The organism is Oceanisphaera submarina (assembly GCF_046521305.1).
Classification (GTDB): domain Bacteria; phylum Pseudomonadota; class Gammaproteobacteria; order Enterobacterales; family Aeromonadaceae; genus Oceanimonas; species Oceanimonas submarina.
Map to the genome: position 1 here is coordinate 1 of NZ_JBKGFN010000025.1, position 19,321 is coordinate 19,321.

17 protein-coding genes are annotated in these 19,321 nt (G+C 58.4%); 8 read left to right on the forward strand and 9 right to left on the reverse strand.

Annotation, left to right across the window (positions count from 1 at the left end; all coding sequences use genetic code 11):
* From mpl to ACLEIV_RS16700, 5 genes are all read left to right on the forward strand, one after another.
* The coding region (mpl, locus tag ACLEIV_RS16680; protein ID WP_410457752.1) for a UDP-N-acetylmuramate:L-alanyl-gamma-D-glutamyl-meso-diaminopimelate ligase at positions 1-1,042 on the forward strand (1,042 nt) is incomplete at its 5' end.
* Positions 1,029-1,667 (forward strand): flavin prenyltransferase UbiX, encoded by a 639-nt coding sequence (locus tag ACLEIV_RS16685; protein ID WP_410457753.1) that lies wholly within the window; start codon positions 1,029-1,031, stop codon positions 1,665-1,667. The genes mpl and ACLEIV_RS16685, both read left to right, overlap by 14 nt.
* 81 nt (positions 1,668-1,748) lie before the next feature.
* On the forward strand, positions 1,749-2,279 hold the full coding sequence (gene hpt, locus ACLEIV_RS16690; RefSeq protein ID WP_410457754.1) for a hypoxanthine phosphoribosyltransferase: 531 nt from the start codon (positions 1,749-1,751) through the stop codon (positions 2,277-2,279).
* A gap of 96 nt (positions 2,280-2,375) precedes the next feature.
* Positions 2,376-3,299, forward strand: a complete 924-nt coding sequence (locus tag ACLEIV_RS16695; RefSeq protein ID WP_410457755.1) for an ABC transporter ATP-binding protein — start codon at positions 2,376-2,378, stop codon at positions 3,297-3,299.
* On the forward strand, positions 3,296-4,069 hold the full coding sequence (locus tag ACLEIV_RS16700) for an ABC transporter permease (RefSeq protein WP_410457756.1): 774 nt from the start codon (positions 3,296-3,298) through the stop codon (positions 4,067-4,069). The genes ACLEIV_RS16695 and ACLEIV_RS16700 overlap by 4 nt, the downstream gene beginning before the upstream one ends.
* A 483-nt stretch (positions 4,070-4,552) precedes the next feature.
* On the opposite strand, the gene panD is transcribed toward ACLEIV_RS16700, so the two are convergent.
* The 7 genes from panD to dksA form a co-directional block, all read right to left on the reverse strand.
* A complete protein-coding gene (gene panD, locus ACLEIV_RS16705; RefSeq protein WP_204796344.1) occupies positions 4,553-4,933 on the reverse strand; it encodes an aspartate 1-decarboxylase in 381 nt (126 codons plus the stop codon).
* A gap of 101 nt (positions 4,934-5,034) precedes the next feature.
* Positions 5,035-5,880: a pantoate--beta-alanine ligase gene (gene panC, locus ACLEIV_RS16710; RefSeq protein WP_410457757.1), complete on the reverse strand. Its 846-nt coding sequence runs from the start codon at positions 5,878-5,880 to the stop codon at positions 5,035-5,037.
* Between the two features lie 9 nt (positions 5,881-5,889).
* A complete protein-coding gene (gene panB, locus ACLEIV_RS16715) occupies positions 5,890-6,684 on the reverse strand; it encodes a 3-methyl-2-oxobutanoate hydroxymethyltransferase (RefSeq protein WP_410457758.1) in 795 nt (264 codons plus the stop codon).
* Between the two features lie 11 nt (positions 6,685-6,695).
* A complete protein-coding gene (folK, locus tag ACLEIV_RS16720) occupies positions 6,696-7,184 on the reverse strand; it encodes a 2-amino-4-hydroxy-6-hydroxymethyldihydropteridine diphosphokinase (RefSeq protein WP_410457759.1) in 489 nt (162 codons plus the stop codon).
* On the reverse strand, positions 7,181-8,554 hold the full coding sequence (gene pcnB, locus ACLEIV_RS16725) for a polynucleotide adenylyltransferase PcnB (RefSeq protein WP_410457765.1): 1,374 nt from the start codon (positions 8,552-8,554) through the stop codon (positions 7,181-7,183). Before pcnB ends, folK begins: the two co-directional genes overlap by 4 nt.
* Positions 8,555-8,627: 73 nt before the next feature.
* Entirely contained in the window at positions 8,628-9,551 is a 924-nt protein-coding gene (gene gluQRS / locus ACLEIV_RS16730; RefSeq protein WP_410457760.1) for a tRNA glutamyl-Q(34) synthetase GluQRS, read from the reverse strand.
* A gap of 15 nt (positions 9,552-9,566) precedes the next feature.
* A complete protein-coding gene (dksA, locus tag ACLEIV_RS16735; protein ID WP_204796295.1) occupies positions 9,567-10,019 on the reverse strand; it encodes an RNA polymerase-binding protein DksA in 453 nt (150 codons plus the stop codon).
* A 295-nt stretch (positions 10,020-10,314) separates the two neighbouring features.
* Between dksA and sfsA the strand changes: the two genes are divergently transcribed.
* The gene (sfsA, locus tag ACLEIV_RS16740) at positions 10,315-11,058 is read left to right on the forward strand and encodes a DNA/RNA nuclease SfsA (protein ID WP_410457761.1); all 744 of its coding nucleotides are present in this window, start codon (positions 10,315-10,317) and stop codon (positions 11,056-11,058) included.
* 362 nt (positions 11,059-11,420) lie between these two features.
* Here sfsA and thpR read toward each other — a convergent pair whose 3' ends face one another.
* Complete coding sequence (gene thpR / locus ACLEIV_RS16745) at positions 11,421-11,948, reverse strand: RNA 2',3'-cyclic phosphodiesterase (protein WP_410457762.1); 528 nt, start codon at positions 11,946-11,948, stop codon at positions 11,421-11,423.
* Between the two features lie 36 nt (positions 11,949-11,984).
* The gene (locus ACLEIV_RS16750) at positions 11,985-14,174 is read right to left on the reverse strand and encodes a bifunctional diguanylate cyclase/phosphodiesterase (protein WP_410457766.1); all 2,190 of its coding nucleotides are present in this window, start codon (positions 14,172-14,174) and stop codon (positions 11,985-11,987) included.
* Between the two features lie 285 nt (positions 14,175-14,459).
* Between ACLEIV_RS16750 and hrpB the strand changes: the two genes are divergently transcribed.
* Positions 14,460-16,892, forward strand: a complete 2,433-nt coding sequence (hrpB, locus tag ACLEIV_RS16755) for an ATP-dependent helicase HrpB (protein WP_410457763.1) — start codon at positions 14,460-14,462, stop codon at positions 16,890-16,892.
* 2 nt (positions 16,893-16,894) lie between these two features.
* On the forward strand, positions 16,895-19,225 hold the full coding sequence (mrcB, locus tag ACLEIV_RS16760; protein ID WP_410457764.1) for a penicillin-binding protein 1B: 2,331 nt from the start codon (positions 16,895-16,897) through the stop codon (positions 19,223-19,225).
* The last annotated feature ends 96 nt before the right edge of the window (positions 19,226-19,321 follow it).

Here is a 19,321-nt window from a genome sequence, read left to right on the forward strand (position 1 = left end):
GCACGGCAAAACCACTACCGCCGGCATGCTGGCCTGGATCCTGGAAGATTGCGGTTTGCAGCCCGGTTTTCTGATCGGTGGCGTGCCCGGTAACTTCGAGGTATCCGCCCGGCTGGGTGAGGCGCCTTTTTTCGTTATCGAAGCCGACGAATATGACAGCGCCTTCTTCGACAAGCGCTCCAAGTTTGTCCACTATCGCCCCAGCACCCTGATCCTCAACAATCTCGAGTTCGATCATGCCGACATTTTCGACGATCTGCCGGCGATTCAGCGGCAGTTTCATCATCTGCTGCGCATGGTACCCGGCCATGGCCGGGTGCTGGCGCCGACTCGTACGCCGGCGCTGGACCAGGTGCTGGACATGGGCTGCTGGAGCGAGGTGGAATATCTGGGCGAAGGCGGTTTGTGGCAGGCCGAGCCCCTGCAGGCCGATGGTGGCCACTTTGCCGTCCTGCTTGACGGCAAGCCGGTGGGCGAGGTGCGCTGGGGCTGTATCGGCCTGCACAACGTGCACAACGGCCTGATGGCGCTGGCCGCCGCCCGTCATGCGGGGGTACCGGTGGCGGAAGCCATAAAGTCGCTGTGCCTCTTCGTGTCGCCGAAACGGCGCATGGAGCTGAAAGGCGAGGTGGCCGGTATCCGGGTATGGGACGACTTTGCCCATCATCCCACCGCCATCGAATGGACCCTGGCCGGGCTCAAGGCTCAGGTGAAGGCTCAAGAAGGTGGCCGGGTACTGGCGGTGCTGGAGCCGCGCTCCAACACCATGAAGATGGGCGTGCATCAGCAGCCCCTGGCAGACTCCCTGCAATCGGCGGATCAGACCTATCTGTTCCGGCCTCCGGGCCTGAACTGGGATCTGGCGGCGGTGGCCGAGTCCTGCCCCCGGGGACGGGTGTTCGAGGAGCTGGATGCGCTGATCGAGGCTCTGGTCGAGGCGGCGCAGCCGGGCGATCAGATACTGGTGATGAGCAACGGCGGCTTCGGCGGCATTCACGACCGCCTGCTGCAGGCACTGGAGGCGGCTCATGTCTGCGCATAAATACCCACGCCACCGCCAAATCACCCTGGCCCTGTCCGGCGCCTCCGGCGCCCCTTATGCGCTGGCGCTGCTGAGGCGGCTGCTGGCTTCCGGCATTCAGGTACACCTTTTGGTGTCCAGCGCCGCGCGAGTGGTACTGGCCACCGAAGAAGGCGAACAGTGGCCGGGCAAGCCGGAACACGTGGCGGCCCTGCTGAGCGAGCGTTATCAGGCGGCCCCGGATCAGCTCAGGGTCTATGGCAAGGAAGAATGGTTTTCGCCGGTGGCTTCGGGCTCGGGCGCACCCCGGCGCATGGTGATCTGCCCCTGCTCCATGGGCACGGTGGCGTCCATCGCCAGTGGTGCGTCCGACAATCTGATCGAGCGGGCCGCCGACGTGGTGATCAAGGAAAAGGGTCAGTTGATCCTGGTGCCGCGAGAGTCGCCCTTTTCGGCGCTGCATCTGGAAAATCTGCTCAAGCTGGCGCGGCTGGGGGTGACCATAATGCCGGCCTCGCCGGGGTTTTATCATCAGCCGCGCACCATAGCGGATCTGGTTGACTTCATGGTGGCGCGTATTCTGGATCATCTCGAGGTGGATCAGGAGCTGGTACCACGTTGGGGTTACGGCGGAGCGGAAAGCTGACCCGGTATGCAGATAAGCGTGAATTCCGCTAGAATACCGCTTTAATCACAGTCGGGCATTTCAGGCCCAGCGGAGCTAAAAATGAAGCACAGAGTAGACGTCCTGATCGGCACCGATGAAGTCAACGCCAGAATCCAGGCCCTGGGCGAGCAAATCAATGCCCATTATCAGGGAGTGGACGAACTGGTGATGGTTGGGTTACTGCGTGGCTCCTGTGTGTTTATGGCCGATTTGTGTCGCAAGCTTACCCTGCCGGTACGACTCGATTTCATGACCGCCTCCAGCTACGGCAGCAGCATGGAAAGTAACCGTGACGTGAGGATTCTCAAGGATCTGGACGACGAGATCCACGGTAAGCACGTGCTGATCGTCGAAGACATCATCGACACCGGTTATACCCTGAGCAAGGTGAAGGAAATATTGTCGCTGCGTAACCCGGCCTCGCTGACCATTTGCTCGTTGCTCGACAAGCCCGATCGCCGTGAAGTACAGGTGCCGGTGGACTGGATTGGCTTTACCATTCCCGACGAATTCGTGGTCGGCTACGGCATCGATTATGCTCAGCTTTATCGCAACCTGCCCTATATCGGTAAGGTGATACCGCTCGATTAAGGATTGTCTGCTTACTTGCTCAGTCTGCCCGGGGATGGGGCGGCGGGCTTTTGCCCGTAACCTGCCTCGGGTCTTTTTTATTCTATGGAGCCAATAATGACCAAAGCACTGGAGATTGATGGCCTGCGCAAGATCTACGCCGGTGGCGTAGAAGCCTTGAAAGGCATAGATCTAACAGTCGACAAGGGCGATTTTTATGCCTTGCTCGGCCCCAACGGGGCGGGTAAATCCACTACCATAGGTATTATTTCCTCTCTGGTGAACAAGACGGCCGGCAAGGTAAACGTATTCGGTCTCGATATCGATACACAGCTGAATCAGGCCAAGACCCAGATTGGACTGGTTCCCCAGGAGTTCAACTTCAACCAGTTTGAAAAAGTCGGCCAGATAGTGATCAACCAGGCCGGCCTGTACGGAGTTGAACGTAAAGAGGCCAGGATTCGCGCCGAACGCTACCTGAAACAGCTGGATCTGTGGGACAAGCGAGATGTGCCCGCCCGTACCCTGTCCGGCGGCATGAAACGCCGACTGATGATAGCCCGGGCATTGATGCACGAACCCAAGTTGTTGATTCTTGATGAACCTACCGCCGGGGTGGATATCGAAATTCGCCGGGCCATGTGGGATTTTCTCAAGGATATCAACGAACAGGGCATTACCATCATACTGACTACCCACTACCTGGAAGAAGCGGAGATGTTGTGCCGGAATATCGGCATCATCGACAAGGGGCGCCTGGTCGAGAACACCAGCATGAAGGGGTTGCTCGGCAAGCTCAACGTGGAAACCTTCATTCTGGATCTGGCCACCGACTGCCGAGAACCCTTCCTCTCCGGTTTCAACTGGCAGTTGCTGGACGATCACACCCTGGAAGTGGAAGTGAAGAAAGATCAGGGCTTGAACGGTGTCTTTGCCCAGCTAAACGAGCAGGGTATTCGGGTACTGAGTATGCGTAACAAGGCCAACCGATTGGAGGAATTATTCGTCACGCTGGTGGAGCAGGGGAGAACGACAGCATGAGCGGCAAACATTACTACATTGCCTTTCGCAGTATTTTACACCGGGAAATAGTCCGCTTTACCCGCATCTGGGTGCAGACCCTGGTGCCACCTGCCATCACCATGACCCTGTATTTCGTTATTTTCGGCAACCTGATTGGCAGCCGTATCGGTGACATGGGTGGTTATTCCTACATGGCCTTCATAGTGCCGGGCCTGATCATGATGTCGGTGATCACCAACTCCTACTCCAACGTGGCCTCGTCGTTTTTCAGCAGCAAGTTCCAGCGCAACGTGGAAGAGCTGCTGGTGGCGCCGGTACCCACTTACGTCATCATCGCCGGTTATGTGGGGGGGGGGGTGGTGCGAGGCTTGCTGGTGGGATTGATCGTCAGCCTGGTGTCGCTGTTTTTTGTCGACCTGCAGATCAGTCACCTGTTCAGCGTTATCTTCACCGTCTTTCTGACCTCGGTGCTGTTCTCGCTGGCGGGGCTGCTCAACGCCATTTTTGCCCGCACCTTCGACGATATCAGTATCATTCCGACCTTCGTGCTGACGCCGTTGACCTATCTGGGCGGGGTATTCTATTCCATCGAGCTGCTGCCCGAGGTGTGGCAAACCATCTCGCACGGTAACCCGGTGCTCTATATGGTGAATGCCTTCCGCTACGGTTTTCTGGGCATCAGCGATGTGCCGCTGACCGTGGCCTACGGTATTATCATCGGCTTTATCGGGCTGTTCTACGGGCTGGCCTGGTATCTGATCCACACCGGGCGCGGATTACGTTCCTGAGTTTTAAAGGCAGCCCAATGGCTGCCTTTTTGTTTGTTGTCCCGGCTGTTTTCTATTTTGCTAAAGTCAGCCAAAGGAACCGCTCCCTTCTTCTTATATCAGCTGATTCGATTTTAGGCCGGGGCACAGAGGCAACACAGCCGCCTCCCGCGACACGCCATAAACCCATCCATGGGGGCTCGGAAATGCCATCCTTGGCATTTCACGGTCTTGGCAGGCGATCTCCGTTGCCTCTTCTGAAACAACGAGTTGCCCGGAGACGGCACTGACAGACGGCCCGGAGTTTAAAGGAGGACAAAGGGATCCGCTCAGCCGACCATCCGCGCTACGGATGGCGCGGCTGAGCCTACAGGGAGGTATTTACGGCGAGTCGGCGGAGCGGGCCCTTTGGCCGATGAATCCAAGGGAGAAAATAGAGCCGTTAGAGAAAAAAGGCAGCCAACCGGCTGCCTTTTTTCTGTTACCTGCGGGTAATGGTGGCGATCAGGCCAGTTGCAGGGGAATGTTCTTGCTGGTGCGTACTATATTATTGTCCGCATCCAGATACACCAGGTTGGGGTCGTAGCTTTCGATCTGCTGCTCGCTCATCGGCGCATAGGCGCAGATGATGATACGATCGCCCACCGCGGCCTTGCGGGCGGCGGCGCCGTTCAGCGAAATCATCCTGGAGCCACGTTCGCCGGAAATGGCGTAGGTGTGAAAGCGTTCGCCGTTTTCGATGTTGTAGATATCGATTTGCTCGTATTCGCGGATATTGACCGCGTCCAGCAGATCCTGGTCGATGGCGCAGGAGCCTTCGTAGTTCAGCTCGGCGTGGGTGACCCGGGCCTGGTGTAGCTTGCCTCTGAGCATAATGCGTTGCATGTCCATTGTTACCTTGTCTCCGTCAATTGCCGCCCGTCAGGGCTTGTAGTTTTGCGACAGTGCCCGGCTTCCACCCTCCCGTCAAACCTGAGTGTTGATATCTACAGGGGCACGACTTGGTTATCTATCAACCGGGCCTTGCCGAGAAAGGCGGCCATCAGGATGACGATGGCCCGGCTTTGCACCGTCAGCGGCAGCAGGGTGTCCGCATCGACGATATCGATGCCGTCGGTACGAAAACCGGCGTCATTCAGGCGGGCACTGCCTTCAGCGGTCAGTCGTTCAATATCACGCTCGCCCTCGGTCATGCGACCGGCCAGCCAGTTCATGGTGGCGGCAAGCTCGGGGGCCTGAGCTCGTTCACTGTCGGTTAGATAACCGTTGCGGGAGCTCAGTGCCAGGCCGTCTGCGGCACGTACCGTGGGCACGCCCAGGATCTCGACCGGCATGTTCAAATCGGTGGTCATTTTACGGATCAGCGCCAACTGCTGGTAGTCTTTTTCGCCGAAACAGGCCAGATCCGGCTGCACCAGGTTGAACAGCTTGCACACCACAGTACTGACGCCGTCGAAGTGGCCCGGGCGCAGGGCGCCTTCCAGCACTTCGGCGATGCCGGGTACCGCGACCCGGGTCTGCTGCTGCTGGCCATGCGGATACATCAGCTCGGGCGTGGGCGTAAAGACGATATCCGCCTGTTCACCCAGCCGTTCGCAGTCCTGCTCCAGGGTACGAGGATAGGCATTGAGATCGGCGGCCCGGTCAAACTGCAGCGGATTGACGAAAATACTGACCACCACGCGATCGCAGCGGCTGCCGGCCTGCTTGACCAGCTCCAGGTGTCCCTGGTGCAAATTGCCCATGGTGGGCACGAAGCCGATACGCTCGCCGTTACGGCGCCAGCCGTTGGTCACGGCTCTTAATTCGTCGAGGGTGCTGACCAGCTGCATCTTCTGTCCTCAGTTGAAACTGTGTTCCGGGCCGGGGAAACGGCCCTCTGCCACGTCGGCCACATAGGCCTCGATGGCGGCTTTGACGTTGCCGTTGTCGGCCAGAAAGTTCTTGGTGAACTTGGGCACATAGCCGGTGGTGAGCCCGAGGGCGTCCTGCATTACCAGTACCTGACCGTCGGTATTGGCACCGGCACCGATGCCAATGACCGGAATGCTCAACATCTGGCTGATGTCGGTGGCAAGCTGGCTTGGCACACATTCCAGCACCAGCAGCTGAATGCCGGCGGCTTCCAGCGCTTTGGCATGGCGTTTGATTTGTTCGGCCTGCCCGGTTTCGCGCCCCTGCAGTTTGAAGCCGCCGAATACGTGCACCGATTGCGGCGTCAGCCCTAGGTGACCGCATACCGGAATGCCCTGGCGGGTCAGCTGGGTGACGGTCTCGGCCAGCCAGTCGCCGCCCTCCAGCTTAACCATGTGGGCACCGGCCCGCATCAGGGCCGCGGCGCTGGCACAGGCCTGCTCGGGAGTGCTGTAACTCATAAACGGCATGTCGGCGACAATCAGCGATGTTTCACAGCCATTGGCCACAGATCTGGTGTGATAGGCGATATCTTCGACCGTCACCTTGAGGGTGCTGTCTTCGCCTTGCAATACCATGCCGAGGGAGTCGCCGATCAGGATGGCATGTACGCCGGCCTGCTCGAACAGCTTGGCAAAGGTGGCATCGTAGGCGGTGATCATGGCGATTTTCTGCCGGGCCTGTTTCATCGCCAGCAGGCGAGCCGTAGTGATTTTACTCATGAAAAATTCCTTTACTGCGGAGGCAGTCGGGTCATGCTGTTGGCCGGGCACTCTTGTACCAATTTGGCCAAGGAAGTACCGCAGGGCAGTATCAGGCCCGGGGCCAGCTCCGCCAACGGGTAAAGCACAAATTCCCGTTGCTTCAGGCCATAGTGGGGGATCGTCAACCGCTCATCTTCTATGTGACGTTCGCCATAGAGCAGCATGTCCAGATCCAGAGTACGAGGCCCCCAGCGTTCTTCCTTGCGTTCCCGGCCGTGAGCCTGCTCTATGCGCTGTAATGCATCCAGCAGCTCATGTGGCTCGAACCGGGTATCGAACATCGATACCCCATTGATATAGGGCGGCTGATCCGCCGGCCCCATGGGCAGACTCTGGTACAGCGGCGAATGCTGCAGGCTGCCGGGAGTGGCCAGCGAGGCCAGGGCGAGCTGAGCCGCCCTGATGTGTGCCAGCGGCTCGCCAAGGTTGGCGCCGAGGGCGACAAATACGCGGGTCATGCGTCTTTTTTCCGACGAGGGCGACGGCGTGGTCGCTTGCGCGGCTTGCGCGATTCGGACTCGTTGGTCGTATGGGCGGGACCTTCCTGCGCTCCGCGAGTCTGAGACTGCCGGTGCTGCGGTTGCCGTTCGACCGGATTGGCAACCTGAAACTCGGTCCACCATTCGGCCAGCTCTTTCAGGCGCGGGTCCAGTTCGGCACGCAGCAGCAAAAAGTCGTAGCCGGCGCGAAACTTGGGATGCTCGAGCAGGCGGTGCGGCCGCTTGCCGCTGCGCTTGGTGAGACGATCCTGCAGTTGCCAGATATCGCGTACCACCGAGCTGAAACGACGAGGAATGGCGACGGTTTTCACCTGCCGACCCAGCACATCGTCGGTGGCCAGCATGAAGGCGTCGTAATGGTTCAGGCCACCTTCATTCATGAAGGCCTGGGTGCGGGTTTCTACCGGCCCCCACAGCAGAGCGGCGTAGAGGAAGGCGGGGGTTACCCGCATATCCTGGGCGATACGTTCGTCGGTATTGGTCAGCGCCAGCTCGATAAAGCGACCGTATCGATTCTTGCCCGTGCCCATGACCTCGGCAGCTTCCGGAAACAGCGGCGCAAAGAGGCCGTATTGCTGCAACTGGCGATAGGTTTCCAGACCGTGACCGGCAAGAAACAGCTTGAGAGTTTCTTCAAACAGACGGGCAGGAGGAATATCGCTCAGCAAGGGAGCCAGGTCGTGAATGGGCGCTTCGGTGCGAGGGCTGATGGTCAGACCCAACTTGGCGGAGAAACGCACTGCCCGGATCATGCGTACCGGATCTTCCCGATAGCGGGTTGCCGGGTCGCCGATCAAGTCAAGACGACGGGCTTCCAGATCCTTGATGCCATTGGCAAAGCCAACCACGCTGAAGTCGGCAATATTGTAATAGAGGGCGTTAACGGTAAAGTCACGGCGCTCTGCGTCTTCTTCGATAGTGCCGTAGACATTGTCGCGCAGCAGCATGCCTTCGGAAGACTGGGACGACACGTTTTTGTTGGTATTGACCTGATGGTGATGGCCGCGGAAGGTGGCCACTTCGATCACATCGCGACCAAACAGCACGTGGGCCAGGCGAAAACGGCGACCAACCAGGCGGCAGTTGCTGAAAAGCTGCTTTACCTGGTCAGGAGTGGCGTTGGTGGCGATATCAAAATCCTTGGGCAGTCTGCCCAGCAGCAAGTCACGCACACCACCACCGACCAGGTAGGCATCGAAGCCCGCCTTGTTCAGGCGATACAGTACTTTGAGGGCGTTTTCACTGATTTGGCGGCGCGAAATACCATGTTGGTCGCGCGTCAACACCACGGGTTGCAACGGCAACGCCTCCTGTTGTCGGGTAAGCAGCTTTCTACAAAAGCCAGCAATCTGGGAAAAAATAGGACACCTCGCAAGGCCTTAAGCTAAAAAAATCGGCGCACTATAATAGCGCAGGGTGCTGAAAATGCGAACTGTCTGCGCACTTCAGCTCGATATTTGGTCTGCCGGGCACCCGATCCAGACGCCAGTGACGGCAAGCCCAGTGCAATAGTTCGGCAGCCCCGGCGCCAAAAAATGCCGATGGGGGTTCTTGTCCGAGAAAATCCAGCGCGTGCCAGAGCGCCTTTCCCGGCTGCCGGTCATCCAGTGCCGGGGCGTGATTCTGCTTGGACAGTTTATGGCCCGAATACAGAGCCAGCGGCAGATGCAGCCAGTCGGGCTCCGGTGCATTCAGCATCTGGTAAAGTGCGATCTGGCGTACAGTGGGGTCGAGCAGATCGGCTCCCCGTACCACCTCGGTAATGCCTGCCTCGGCATCGTCGACTACCACCGCCAGGTTGTAGGCGTAGAGCCCATCGCGACGACGCACGATAAAGTCTTCTTCGGCCAGCGCTTCCGGCACCGATATGTCCCCCTGCAGCCGGTCGTTAAAGCCGCAAACCGGCTGGTCCATGACCAGTCGGATGGCCGCGTGTTCGGCCGGTAGAGCAAGGTCACGGCAATGACCGTTATAAAAGCCGCCGGTGGCGCTTACCATCTTGCGGGTACAGCGGCAATGATAAGTCAGGCCTTGTCGGGCCAACTCGTCCAGTACGGCTTGGTAAACATCGAGTCGTCGGCTCTGATACAAAGCGGTGCCGTCCCAATGCAGGCCAAAGGCGTCCAAGGTGCGCAGGATGGCATCGGCCGCCCCGGGAACTTCCCGCGGCGGATCCAAGTCTTCGATACGCAGAAGCCATAATCCCTGATGACTTCTGGCTTGCAGATAGCTGCCGAGGGCGGCTATCAGAGAGCCGAAGTGAAGGGGACCGCTGGGCGAGGGGGCAAAGCGCCCAATGTAGCGGTTGGGCGCTGTCTTGTTCATGGTGACAGGGGCGGCTTAGTAACCGGCCATCTGTTTTTCCTTGATCTCGGCCAGGGTCTTGCAGTCGATGCACAGATCGGCGGTGGGGCGCGCTTCCAGTCGGCGGATGCCGATTTCCACGCCGCAGTGCTCGCAATAGCCGAAGTCGTCTTCTTCGATTTTCTGCAGTGTTTTCTCGATCTTCTTGATCAGCTTGCGTTCCCGATCCCGGGCGCGCAGCTCAAGCGCAAACTCTTCTTCCTGAGCGGCTCTGTCCACCGGATCGGGGAAGTTGGCTGCTTCGTCTTTCATGTAGCCCATGGTGCGATCCACTTCCTCGCGCAACTGATTGCGCCAGGCACCCAGAATTTTGCGAAAATGCGTTTTTTGCGCATCGTTCATGTATTCTTCGTCGGGCTTCGCCTGGTAGGGCTCAACACCGGCAATGGCCAGAATACCGAGAGATTTTTTGGTTTCGACTGCTGGCATTCCGTATCTCCTAAAAAGCAATATTGCGCCAACCAATGTTAAGAAGCGGCTATCTATAGCAGAAAGCATATTGGCAAGGCAATTTTGCATTGCTGTTTCTGCGAAAATTGCCCCTTATAATACGACCATAACCACTTTTTCTGAAATTACTCAGGCTGAGTGGTGCGGATCGTAAAGAGCGGCAGCTTCTCGGTGAGCCCTCCATATGGGGATGAAGAATAGCATTTTCAAGAGTAGAGTCGGGGCCGTGATAACGATTACTATCCAACTCTATTCATGAACTATAGGTACAATCGTGCAGTTTTCCTCTTCTTTGTGCCGGGGGCAGCTGGTCCGGCGCTACAAGCGTTTTCTGGCTGACGTCATTCATCAGGACTCTTCGCCAGAGGCTCCGCTGACCATACACTGCCCCAATACCGGTAAAATGACCGGCTGTGCCGAGCCGGGCTGGACTGTGTATTTCTCTATATCAGACAACCAAAAACGTAAATATGCTCACACCTGGGAGCTGGTCGAAAACCAGCGCGGCGATTTCATCTGTGTCAATACCGGCCGGGCCAACCAGTTGGTGGCCGAGGCGCTGGAGCAGAAGCGCATTCCACTGCTGGCGCAATATGGTGATATCAGAGCCGAGGTGCGCTATGGCACCGAGGGCAGCCGCATCGACTTTTTGCTGAGCGGCGGTGTTGAGCCGGACTGTTATGTGGAGGTCAAGAGCGTGACCCTGCTGGATGAGAGCGAGCAGGTCGGCCAGGGTTATTTTCCGGACACCGAGAGTCTCAGAGCCCAGAAGCACGTGCGGGAACTGATCGACTGCGTGAAACTCGGGCACAGGGCGGTACTGCTGTTCTGTGTGCTGCATACCGGCATCGAACGCGTCAGTCCGGCCAGCCACCTGGATCCGGCCTATGGTAGCCTGGTGGCCGAGGCGCTGGCGGCGGGGGTGGAATGCCTGGCCTGGCGGGCAGAGATCAGCCCCGACGGCATGCAGTTGGTACAGGCGTTGCCGTTTGACATGCAGGTGAAGAACGGGGTGTGAGGGGGAAAAGGTAGGGGTGGGGTAAACATCCGATTTTTTGACTGTCATACCCATCTCGGACAAAGGGCCCGTTCCGCCGACCCGCTCAAGCCCCTCCCTGTGAGGCTCAACACATGACATCGCTGTCATGTAATAGCAGATCCCTTTGTCCTCCCTGTTGCAGCGGAGTTCCTGTTGGCGCCGTCTTCGGGCAACTCGGTGTTTGAGAAGAGGTAACAGAGAACGGCTCCCACGACCGTGACATGCCAGGGATGGCATGTCCGAGCTTTACATGGATGTACTCGTAGCGTGTCGAGGGAGGTGGCTGTGTTACCTCTGGAGCTGGGGTCCTGAATATGGTCAGATGCTGAATGGGATTGGGCTCACTCCCCATCATCTGTCAGCGGCCAGGATTGCAGAATATGGTACTCCGGCCCTTGCTCGCTCAGGGTGGAGCTGTAGAGGCACAGCCGCGAGGGGCGATAGCGGATGGGAGTGATCGGCGGTAGCTCCTGGGTGCTGTCGTGGCGGAACAGGGTTATATGTGGCCGAAAGGCTCTGTGAGGCGGCCCGAGTTTAAGGGAGGCACAACGTGCAGCCAGCTCATCGGATAGCGCAGAGAGGCCGGGGGGAACCCGAGAGGGGCCTATCCAGACGACCCTGGCCCGCGGAAAACAGCCGAGCCGATCCAGCTTGAGTTCGAAGGTGGCTAGCCGTATCTTCGGCAGCTGTTTCAGCAAAGAATCGGATTGTGTTTGAGTGAGTGGCCCGAGAAAGCGCAGGGTCAGGTGTAACTGCTCCGGCGGAATGCGCCGGCCGGGCAGGGCCAGGCGGCGTTGCAGCCTGGTCAGTTCAGGCGCCAGCGCCTCGGCGGGAAAAGCCAGAAACAGCCGGTTATTCTTGCTTGTCATGTTTACCCTCCTGACTCTCCTGAGTTCAACTGCTCGTCAACTGGCTGTTGCCATGCCGAGCTTGTCATCATGTGTTGTGTGCTCGCTCAGCGCCAAACCGGCATAGCCAGTGTATTGCAGTGCCTGCTCGGGAGGGAGGGGCCTGGCAAACAGGAAACCCTGGCCATAATCACAGCCGATCTTTTTGATAAACCGCATCTGCGCATCGGTTTCAATGCCTTCGGCAACCACTTTCAGCCCCAGCTTGTGTACCATGGCGGTAATGGCCTCGACCATCTGTCGGTCAACGGGGCTGGCTTCCAGATCCATCACAAATGAACGGTCGATTTTCAGTATGTCTACGGGAAAATGGCGTAATTGAGACAACGAAGAATAGCCAGTTCCAAAGTCATCAATCGAGAGGCGTATCCCCAAGCGTTTCAGGTGACCTATCAGGGTCATGGCAAGATCGACATTCTCCATCAGCATGGACTCGGTAATTTCCAGTTCAAGCAAACCGGGCGGAATATCCCAATGCATTAACAGGGCTTCGACCCTGTTCGAGAAGTCGGCCTCGCGCAACTGACAGACACTCAGGTTGACCGCCACCGGTTTCACGGTTTTCCCCGCCTGCATTTGTTGCCGAATAAAATGACAGGCCGCCTCAATGACCCCATAGCCTATAGGCACAATCAGTCCGGTCAGCTCTGCCACGCCAATAAAACTGCCCGGGCTTTGTATTCCTCGCTCCGGTTGGTGCCAGCGTAGCAAGGCTTCGAATTTTTCTACCTGGCCAGAGGAAAAGGAAATGATTGGCTGGAATACCAGAAAAAACTCCCGTCGGCAGATAGCTTGGCGTAATTCTTCCTCGAGCCTTATCGAGAGAAGCGCCTGCTCCTGCATTTCCATGTTGTAAAAAGAGAGCTGGTTTTTACCCGCGCGTTTAGAGTCATACATGGCAAGGTCTGCATTACGTAATAATTCACCACTGCTGGTGCCGTCTTCCGGTGCCAGGGTGATGCCAATACTGGCGCCAATCACTGTCTCATTCTGAGCCAGTTGAATCGGTATGCTGATATTGGTGATTACCTTTTCGGCTATCATGCGTACATTTTCGATGCTGTTTATATTTACCAGTACGATCGCAAACTCATCACCACCCAGGCGACCGACGATATCGGTTTCTCTTACTGCGTCCCGAAGTCGCCGAGCCACTTCAATCAATAACCTGTCACCGTCTTCGTGCCCTGTAGAATCATTGATGCGTTTGAAGTCATCCAGATCCAGATACATTAATGCCAGGCACTTTCCTTCACGACTAATATTCAGAATGGCCTGATCCAGCTGCTCGGTAAGAAAACGTCGGTTGGCCAAACCGGTGAGTTCATCATTGAATGCCAGCTGTTCCAGCTGGGTGGTTTGTTTTTTCACCAATTCTCGCAGCCGCTCCGGTTCCAGCAGAATACGGCGTATCAGTAACGCGAACATGCTCGCCGTGATCAGGCTGAACGTGATGCCCACGATAATCTGAAAGGTGAAGTCGGTCGGCCGACTCATCGCTATGGCCCATTCATCATTGGGAACCTTGACCCTTTTTCTGACTTGCTGTTCATCCAGATCGTTGCTGGAGCGGGCAAATACATCCACCTTGCCGGTGTCGGGGTGTAAACGCGACAGTTCAAAGGCATAGCCTTTTTGGTTTAGTTGATCGAGTTCTGTAAATGACAGCAGATCATCCAGGTAAATCAATGCCGTCGCAAATCCCCAAAAATGCTGCTCGCCGTTTTTTTCAAGGAACACCGGGTTTCGTCCTACCATGCCTATACGCCCTTGCACCAGCTTAAAGGGGCCAGCCAGCGTCAGCGTCTTGTTTTCGATTGCTTCCCAGGCTTCCTTTTTCCGCTTATCACTCAGCAACAGGTTATGACCAATACCCTTTTCATTGCCCGCCAGCGGGTAGATGTTCCGAGTTATTCCATTTGGGGCAAGCTGGAGATTGGAAACACCCCCCAGGGTTTGAATGACTTCTTCGGCAAAGTGGTCGAAATCCTTGAACCGACCGTTACTGCGCCGTACTTCCTGGGCCAGAATATAAGTCGATGATAATGAACGGGTCAGGCGCCGCTCTATAGCCGCGGCCTGGACACTGACCACCTCCTCCATCAGCAGCTGCTGATCCTTGCGTTCAGCAACAATATTCAGGTGAGTGTAATAGCCCCCTGCTGTAAAAGTACACACAAACGCCATTAGTGTATAAAGGCAGCTGAGCCTGAATGTAAGCATTTATTTCTCTTACCTGGTTTGCCAGGAACGTTTGAATGTGATGATTTTGCGGCATCAGGCAAGACGACTCAGCAATACCTACTTCAGCGCAACAAACCTCCTTCGGTTACTTGCGAACCACTATACATATGTTCCGATACTGAGCATCATATTGTCCTGGCTTATGACAGTAACTGTAAAGTCAGCCCCATAGTCCTTTACAGAAGCTTTTGGCACAATGTAGCCGTTTTCGATCAGTCAGGTAATCATGTGAATCAGCTTCCCATCGTCGAGGCCCTGCCCAGGTTGCAGCAGGCGCTGACGGCGTCCCAGATCATCATTGAAGCACCGCCCGGTGCGGGTAAATCCACCTGGCTGCCATTGTGGCTGCTGGAGCAGGTCGAGATCCGGGGCCGCATCATCATGCTGGAGCCCCGGCGGCTGGCCGCGCGCACCATAGCCCAGTATCTGGCGACGCAGTTGGGTGAAGCGCCGGGTGGCCGTATCGGCTATCGGATGCGCGGTGAAAGCCGGGTCGGCAAAGACACCCGGCTGGAAGTGGTCACCGAGGGGGTGCTGACCCGGATGCTGCAGGCCGATCCGGAGCTGGACGGCGTCGGGCTGCTTGTCTTCGACGAATTTCATGAACGCAGCCTGCAGGCGGATCTGGCGCTGGCCTTCGCCCTGGAATGCCAGGCACTGCGTGAAGACCTCAAGATCATGGTGATGTCCGCCACCCTGGAGGGGCTGGCGCTCGACAGCCTGCTGCCCGAGGCGGCCGTGGTGCAGAGTGCCGGGCGCAGTTTTCCGGTGACGCTGGAATATCAGCCCCGTAACCAGCACAGTCGGCTGGATGAGGCCATGGGCCGAGCCATACTGACGGCGCTGGATCGTTTTGATGGCAGCGTGCTGGCCTTTCTGCCCGGTGAGCGGGAAATCCGTGGCACCCAGGACTGGCTGAACGGTAAAACAGGATCGGAGGTCGAGCTCAGGCCGCTTTATGGCCGCTTGATGCTGGCCGAGCAGCAGGCGGCCATTGCTCCCGCTGGACCCGGACGGCGCAAGGTGGTACTGGCCACCAACGTGGCGGAAACCTCGCTCACCATCGACGGCATCAGCATAGTGGTGGACTCGGGACTGGAGCGACAGGCACAGTTCGAGCCCCAGTCCGGCATCACCCGGCTGCACAGCCGCCAGATTGGCCAGGCCTCGGCTACCCAACGGGCCGGTCGGGCCGGGCGCTTGTTGCCCGGCGCCTGTCTGCGACTGTGGAGTCAGGAACAACAGGAGCGGCTGGCGGCCCGGCGACCGGCGGAAATAGAACAGAGTGATCTGGCGAGTTTCGTGCTGGAATGCGCCGCCTGGGGCGCCGAACCCGAGCAATTGCCCTTGCTGACGCCGCCGCCCTCGCCTCTGCTGGCGGCGGCTCGCAGTCAGCTCGCAAGCCTGGGCTTGCTGACCGGCGCGCAGCTCACCCCGCTCGGTCGACGGGTCTGGCAACTGGGCACAGAGCCCTGGCTGGGGCAGTTGCTGTTGACGGCGCAAGACTGGCAACGACAGGGGCGGGCCGGGGCCCTGGCCGACGCCGTCTATCTGGTGGCCCTGCTGGAAGAAGGCCGCTGGGATAATGGCCCCTTGTCGGGGCAGCTACTGGCACGTCAGGGGCGGCTGAAACCGGCGGCCCGGCGTTGGTTCAAACGGCTAAAACAGGACGAGAGTGCGCCCTCGGGCCAGTACCTGGGACCCTTGCTGGCCAACGCCAGATCCGAATGGGTTGGTTTGCTGCGTCAGCAGGGCCGCTATGGTCTGGCCGGCGGCCTGAGTGCGGATCTGCCTCAGGGCAGCCCGCTGCTCGGCAAGTCGATGCTGGCGATGGCGGCGCTGGGGCGGGGCGAGCGAGGTATCTTTATCCAGGCGGCGGAACCGGTCAGCCTGGAGCAGTTGCAGCAGTTTGTGCCCGAACGTTTCGGTGAGCGCGAGCACCTGGAGTGGGATAACGACGCCAACCGGGTGCGGGCCGAACGGCAGTGGTGCTTCGGTGGCCTGATATTGCAGCGCTCGCCGTTGAACAAGATTAGTCCCGAGCAACGGGCTCGTTGTCTGCTGACGGAGCTGGTACGACGCGGCTGGTCGGCCTTGCCACTGGATGAGACAAGCCAGCAATATTGGCTCAGATTGAAACTGGCCGGACAAAAACTGGCCGATTGCGGCTTCGAACCCTGTGACGAAAGCCGCTGGCTGTCCGAGGCGGAACACTGGCTGCTGCCCTATCTGACGGGGCTGGGCCGATGGGAAGAGCTCTCAAGGCTCGATTGGGGCGGTATTTTCAAGAGTCGACTGGACTGGTCACAACGGCAATTGCTGGATACCCTGCTACCGGCGGCTATCGAGCTGGCCACGGGCACCCGGGCCAGTATTCGCTATCGGGAAGACGAGGCTCCCGTGCTGCCGGTGCGGCTGCAGGAAATGTTCGGCCAGTCTGCCACGCCCGAGCTGGCTCGTGGCCGGGTTGCGCTGGTGCTGGAGCTATTGTCTCCGGCCCGGCGACCCTTACAGGTCACCCGGGATCTGGCCGCTTTCTGGGCCGGATCCTATCTGGATGTAAAGAAAGAGATGAAGGGACGTTATCCCAAACACGTGTGGCCGGATGATCCCGCCAATACGGCGCCGACCCGGCACACCAAGAGGCATGTGAAGCACTGATTATGGCAAAAAAACAGACCCGAAAATCGAGAAAAAAGCCGGTGAAACAGCGTCGTTCATGGTGGGGCCTGCTGTTCAAGCTGGCGCTGGTGGGGGTAGTGCTGATGGGCATCTTCGGCATTTATCTGGACGGCCAGGTAAAGGAACGTTTCGAGGGCCAGAAATGGGCGCTGCCGGCGCTGGTCTATAGCCGGCCGCTGGAGCTGTTTCCGGGACAGAAGCTGTCCCATGCACAGATGCTGAGAGAGCTGAAGTTGCTCAACTACCGCAAGGTAGCCAACCCCGGTCGGCCCGGTGAATATTCGGTGACCAACAGTCGAATCGAAATTCATCGTCGCTCCTTCAATTTCTCCGACGGTGCCGAGGCGGCCCGTTCCATTCTGCTGACCTTCGAAGGCCAGCGGTTGAAGCGGATGCAGAACCCGGGCAACGGACGGGAGCTGGGTTACGCCCGCATGGATCCGGTGTTGCTCGATAGGCTCAACGTAGAGAAGCGGGAAGATCGCTTGCTGGTACGGCTGGATCAGGTGCCCCCCCTGCTGGTCACTGCTTTGCTGACGGTCGAGGATCGGGATTTCTATCAGCACGACGGCGTGTCGCCGCTGGCGATACTGCGTGCCCTGGTGGTCAACATCAAGGCCGGGCGCACAGTACAGGGAGGCAGCACCCTGACCCAGCAGCTGGCCAAGAACTTCTTCCTGACCCAGGATCGCAGCCTGTGGCGCAAGATCCAGGAAGCCTACATGGCGTTGATCATCGACTTCCGCTACGAAAAGGACGAGATCCTCGAGGCCTATCTCAACGAGGTCTATCTCGGACAGAACGGCGCCCAGGGCGTCTACGGCTTTGGTCTGGCCAGCTATTTCTATTTCGGGCTGCCGCTGAACGAGCTGAATCCGGATCAGATTGCGCTGATGGTGGCGCTGGTGAAGGGACCTTCCTATTACGATCCCTGGCGTAATGCCGAGCGGGCGCAGGAACGGCGCGATCTGGTGCTGCGGTTGCTGGCCAACGACGGACATATTGATCGTAAAGCCTACGAACAGGCCAGCAATGCCCCCCTGCAACTGATTGAGCGAGGCCGCATGGGCTACGGCCGTACGCCGGGCTTCATGGGGCTGCTGCGTCAGGAGCTGAAGGATCGGTTCGGCGCCGATTTTCTGCGTCAGAACGGCCTCAAGATTTTCAGCAGCCTGGATCCCATCGCTCAGCACAGCGCCGAGCAGGCGGTGGTAGAGCAGCTGAAACAACTGCGTGCCAACACCAAAAAATCAGATCTGGAAGCGGCCATGGTGGTGACCAACTGGCGTAAAGGAGAAGTCAGTGCCGTGGTCGGTGGTGCGGACCCCAGTTTTGCGGGCTTCAACCGGGCACTGTCGGCACGCCGGCCCATCGGCTCGCTGATCAAGCCGCCCGTATATGCACAAGCTCTGGCCAACGGCTATACCCTGGGCAGTGCGATCAAGGATGAGCCAATCAGCCTGCGCAGTGATTCGGGCCAGGTGTGGCGGCCCAACAACTACGATCGCCAGTTCCGGGGTCAGGTCCTGCTGGTCGATGCCCTGGCCAAGTCGCTGAACGTGCCGACGGTGAATCTGGGCATGGCCGTCGGGCTGGACAAGGTGATTGACGGCCTCAAACGACTAGGGGTGGAACAGCCGATCCCCGCCTACCCATCCTTGATGCTCGGCACGCTGGAGTTGACCCCGCTGGAGGTCAATCAGATGTACCTGACTCTGGCCAATCAGGGACTCTATCAGCAGTTGACGTCGATTCGCGCCATTCAGGACGATCAGGGTGAGTTGCTGTATCAACATAGCGCCAAGGCGGTGCGGGTGCTGGAGCCGGAAGCCGGTTATCTGACGCTCTATGGCATGACCAGGGTGGTCGGCGGTGGTACTGCCGCTCATCTGGCGGCGCGGTTCCCCAACCGGGTAATGGCGGGCAAGACAGGTACCACCAACGATCTGCGGGATACCTGGTATGCGGGACTGGATAACGAAGAGCTGGTCAGTGTCTGGGTGGGCCGTGATGATAACGGCGTGACCGGTCTGACCGGATCCAGTGGTGCCCTTCGGGTGTACAGTCGTTATCTGGATGGGCGGGGTGTCGACTCGCTGGATCTGACGGCGCCTGCCGGTATCGATCAGGTCAACTTCGCGCTCAGCGATGGCATGCCTGCCGATCCTCGCTGCGAGCAGACCCGATTGTTACCTGCCAAGTCTGCAGATTTGCCGGGACTACGGGATTGTCGACCGATCGTGCCGACGCTGCCCGAGGCCGGAGAACAGATTGGCGACTGGCTGAAGGATATCTTCAACTTCGCGCGCTGAGCCAGCACGTAAGGGGTGAGGTGTGAAGGGAGCGGTATTATCCTCACACCTCACACCTCACACCTCACACCTCACACCTCACACCTCACACCTCAC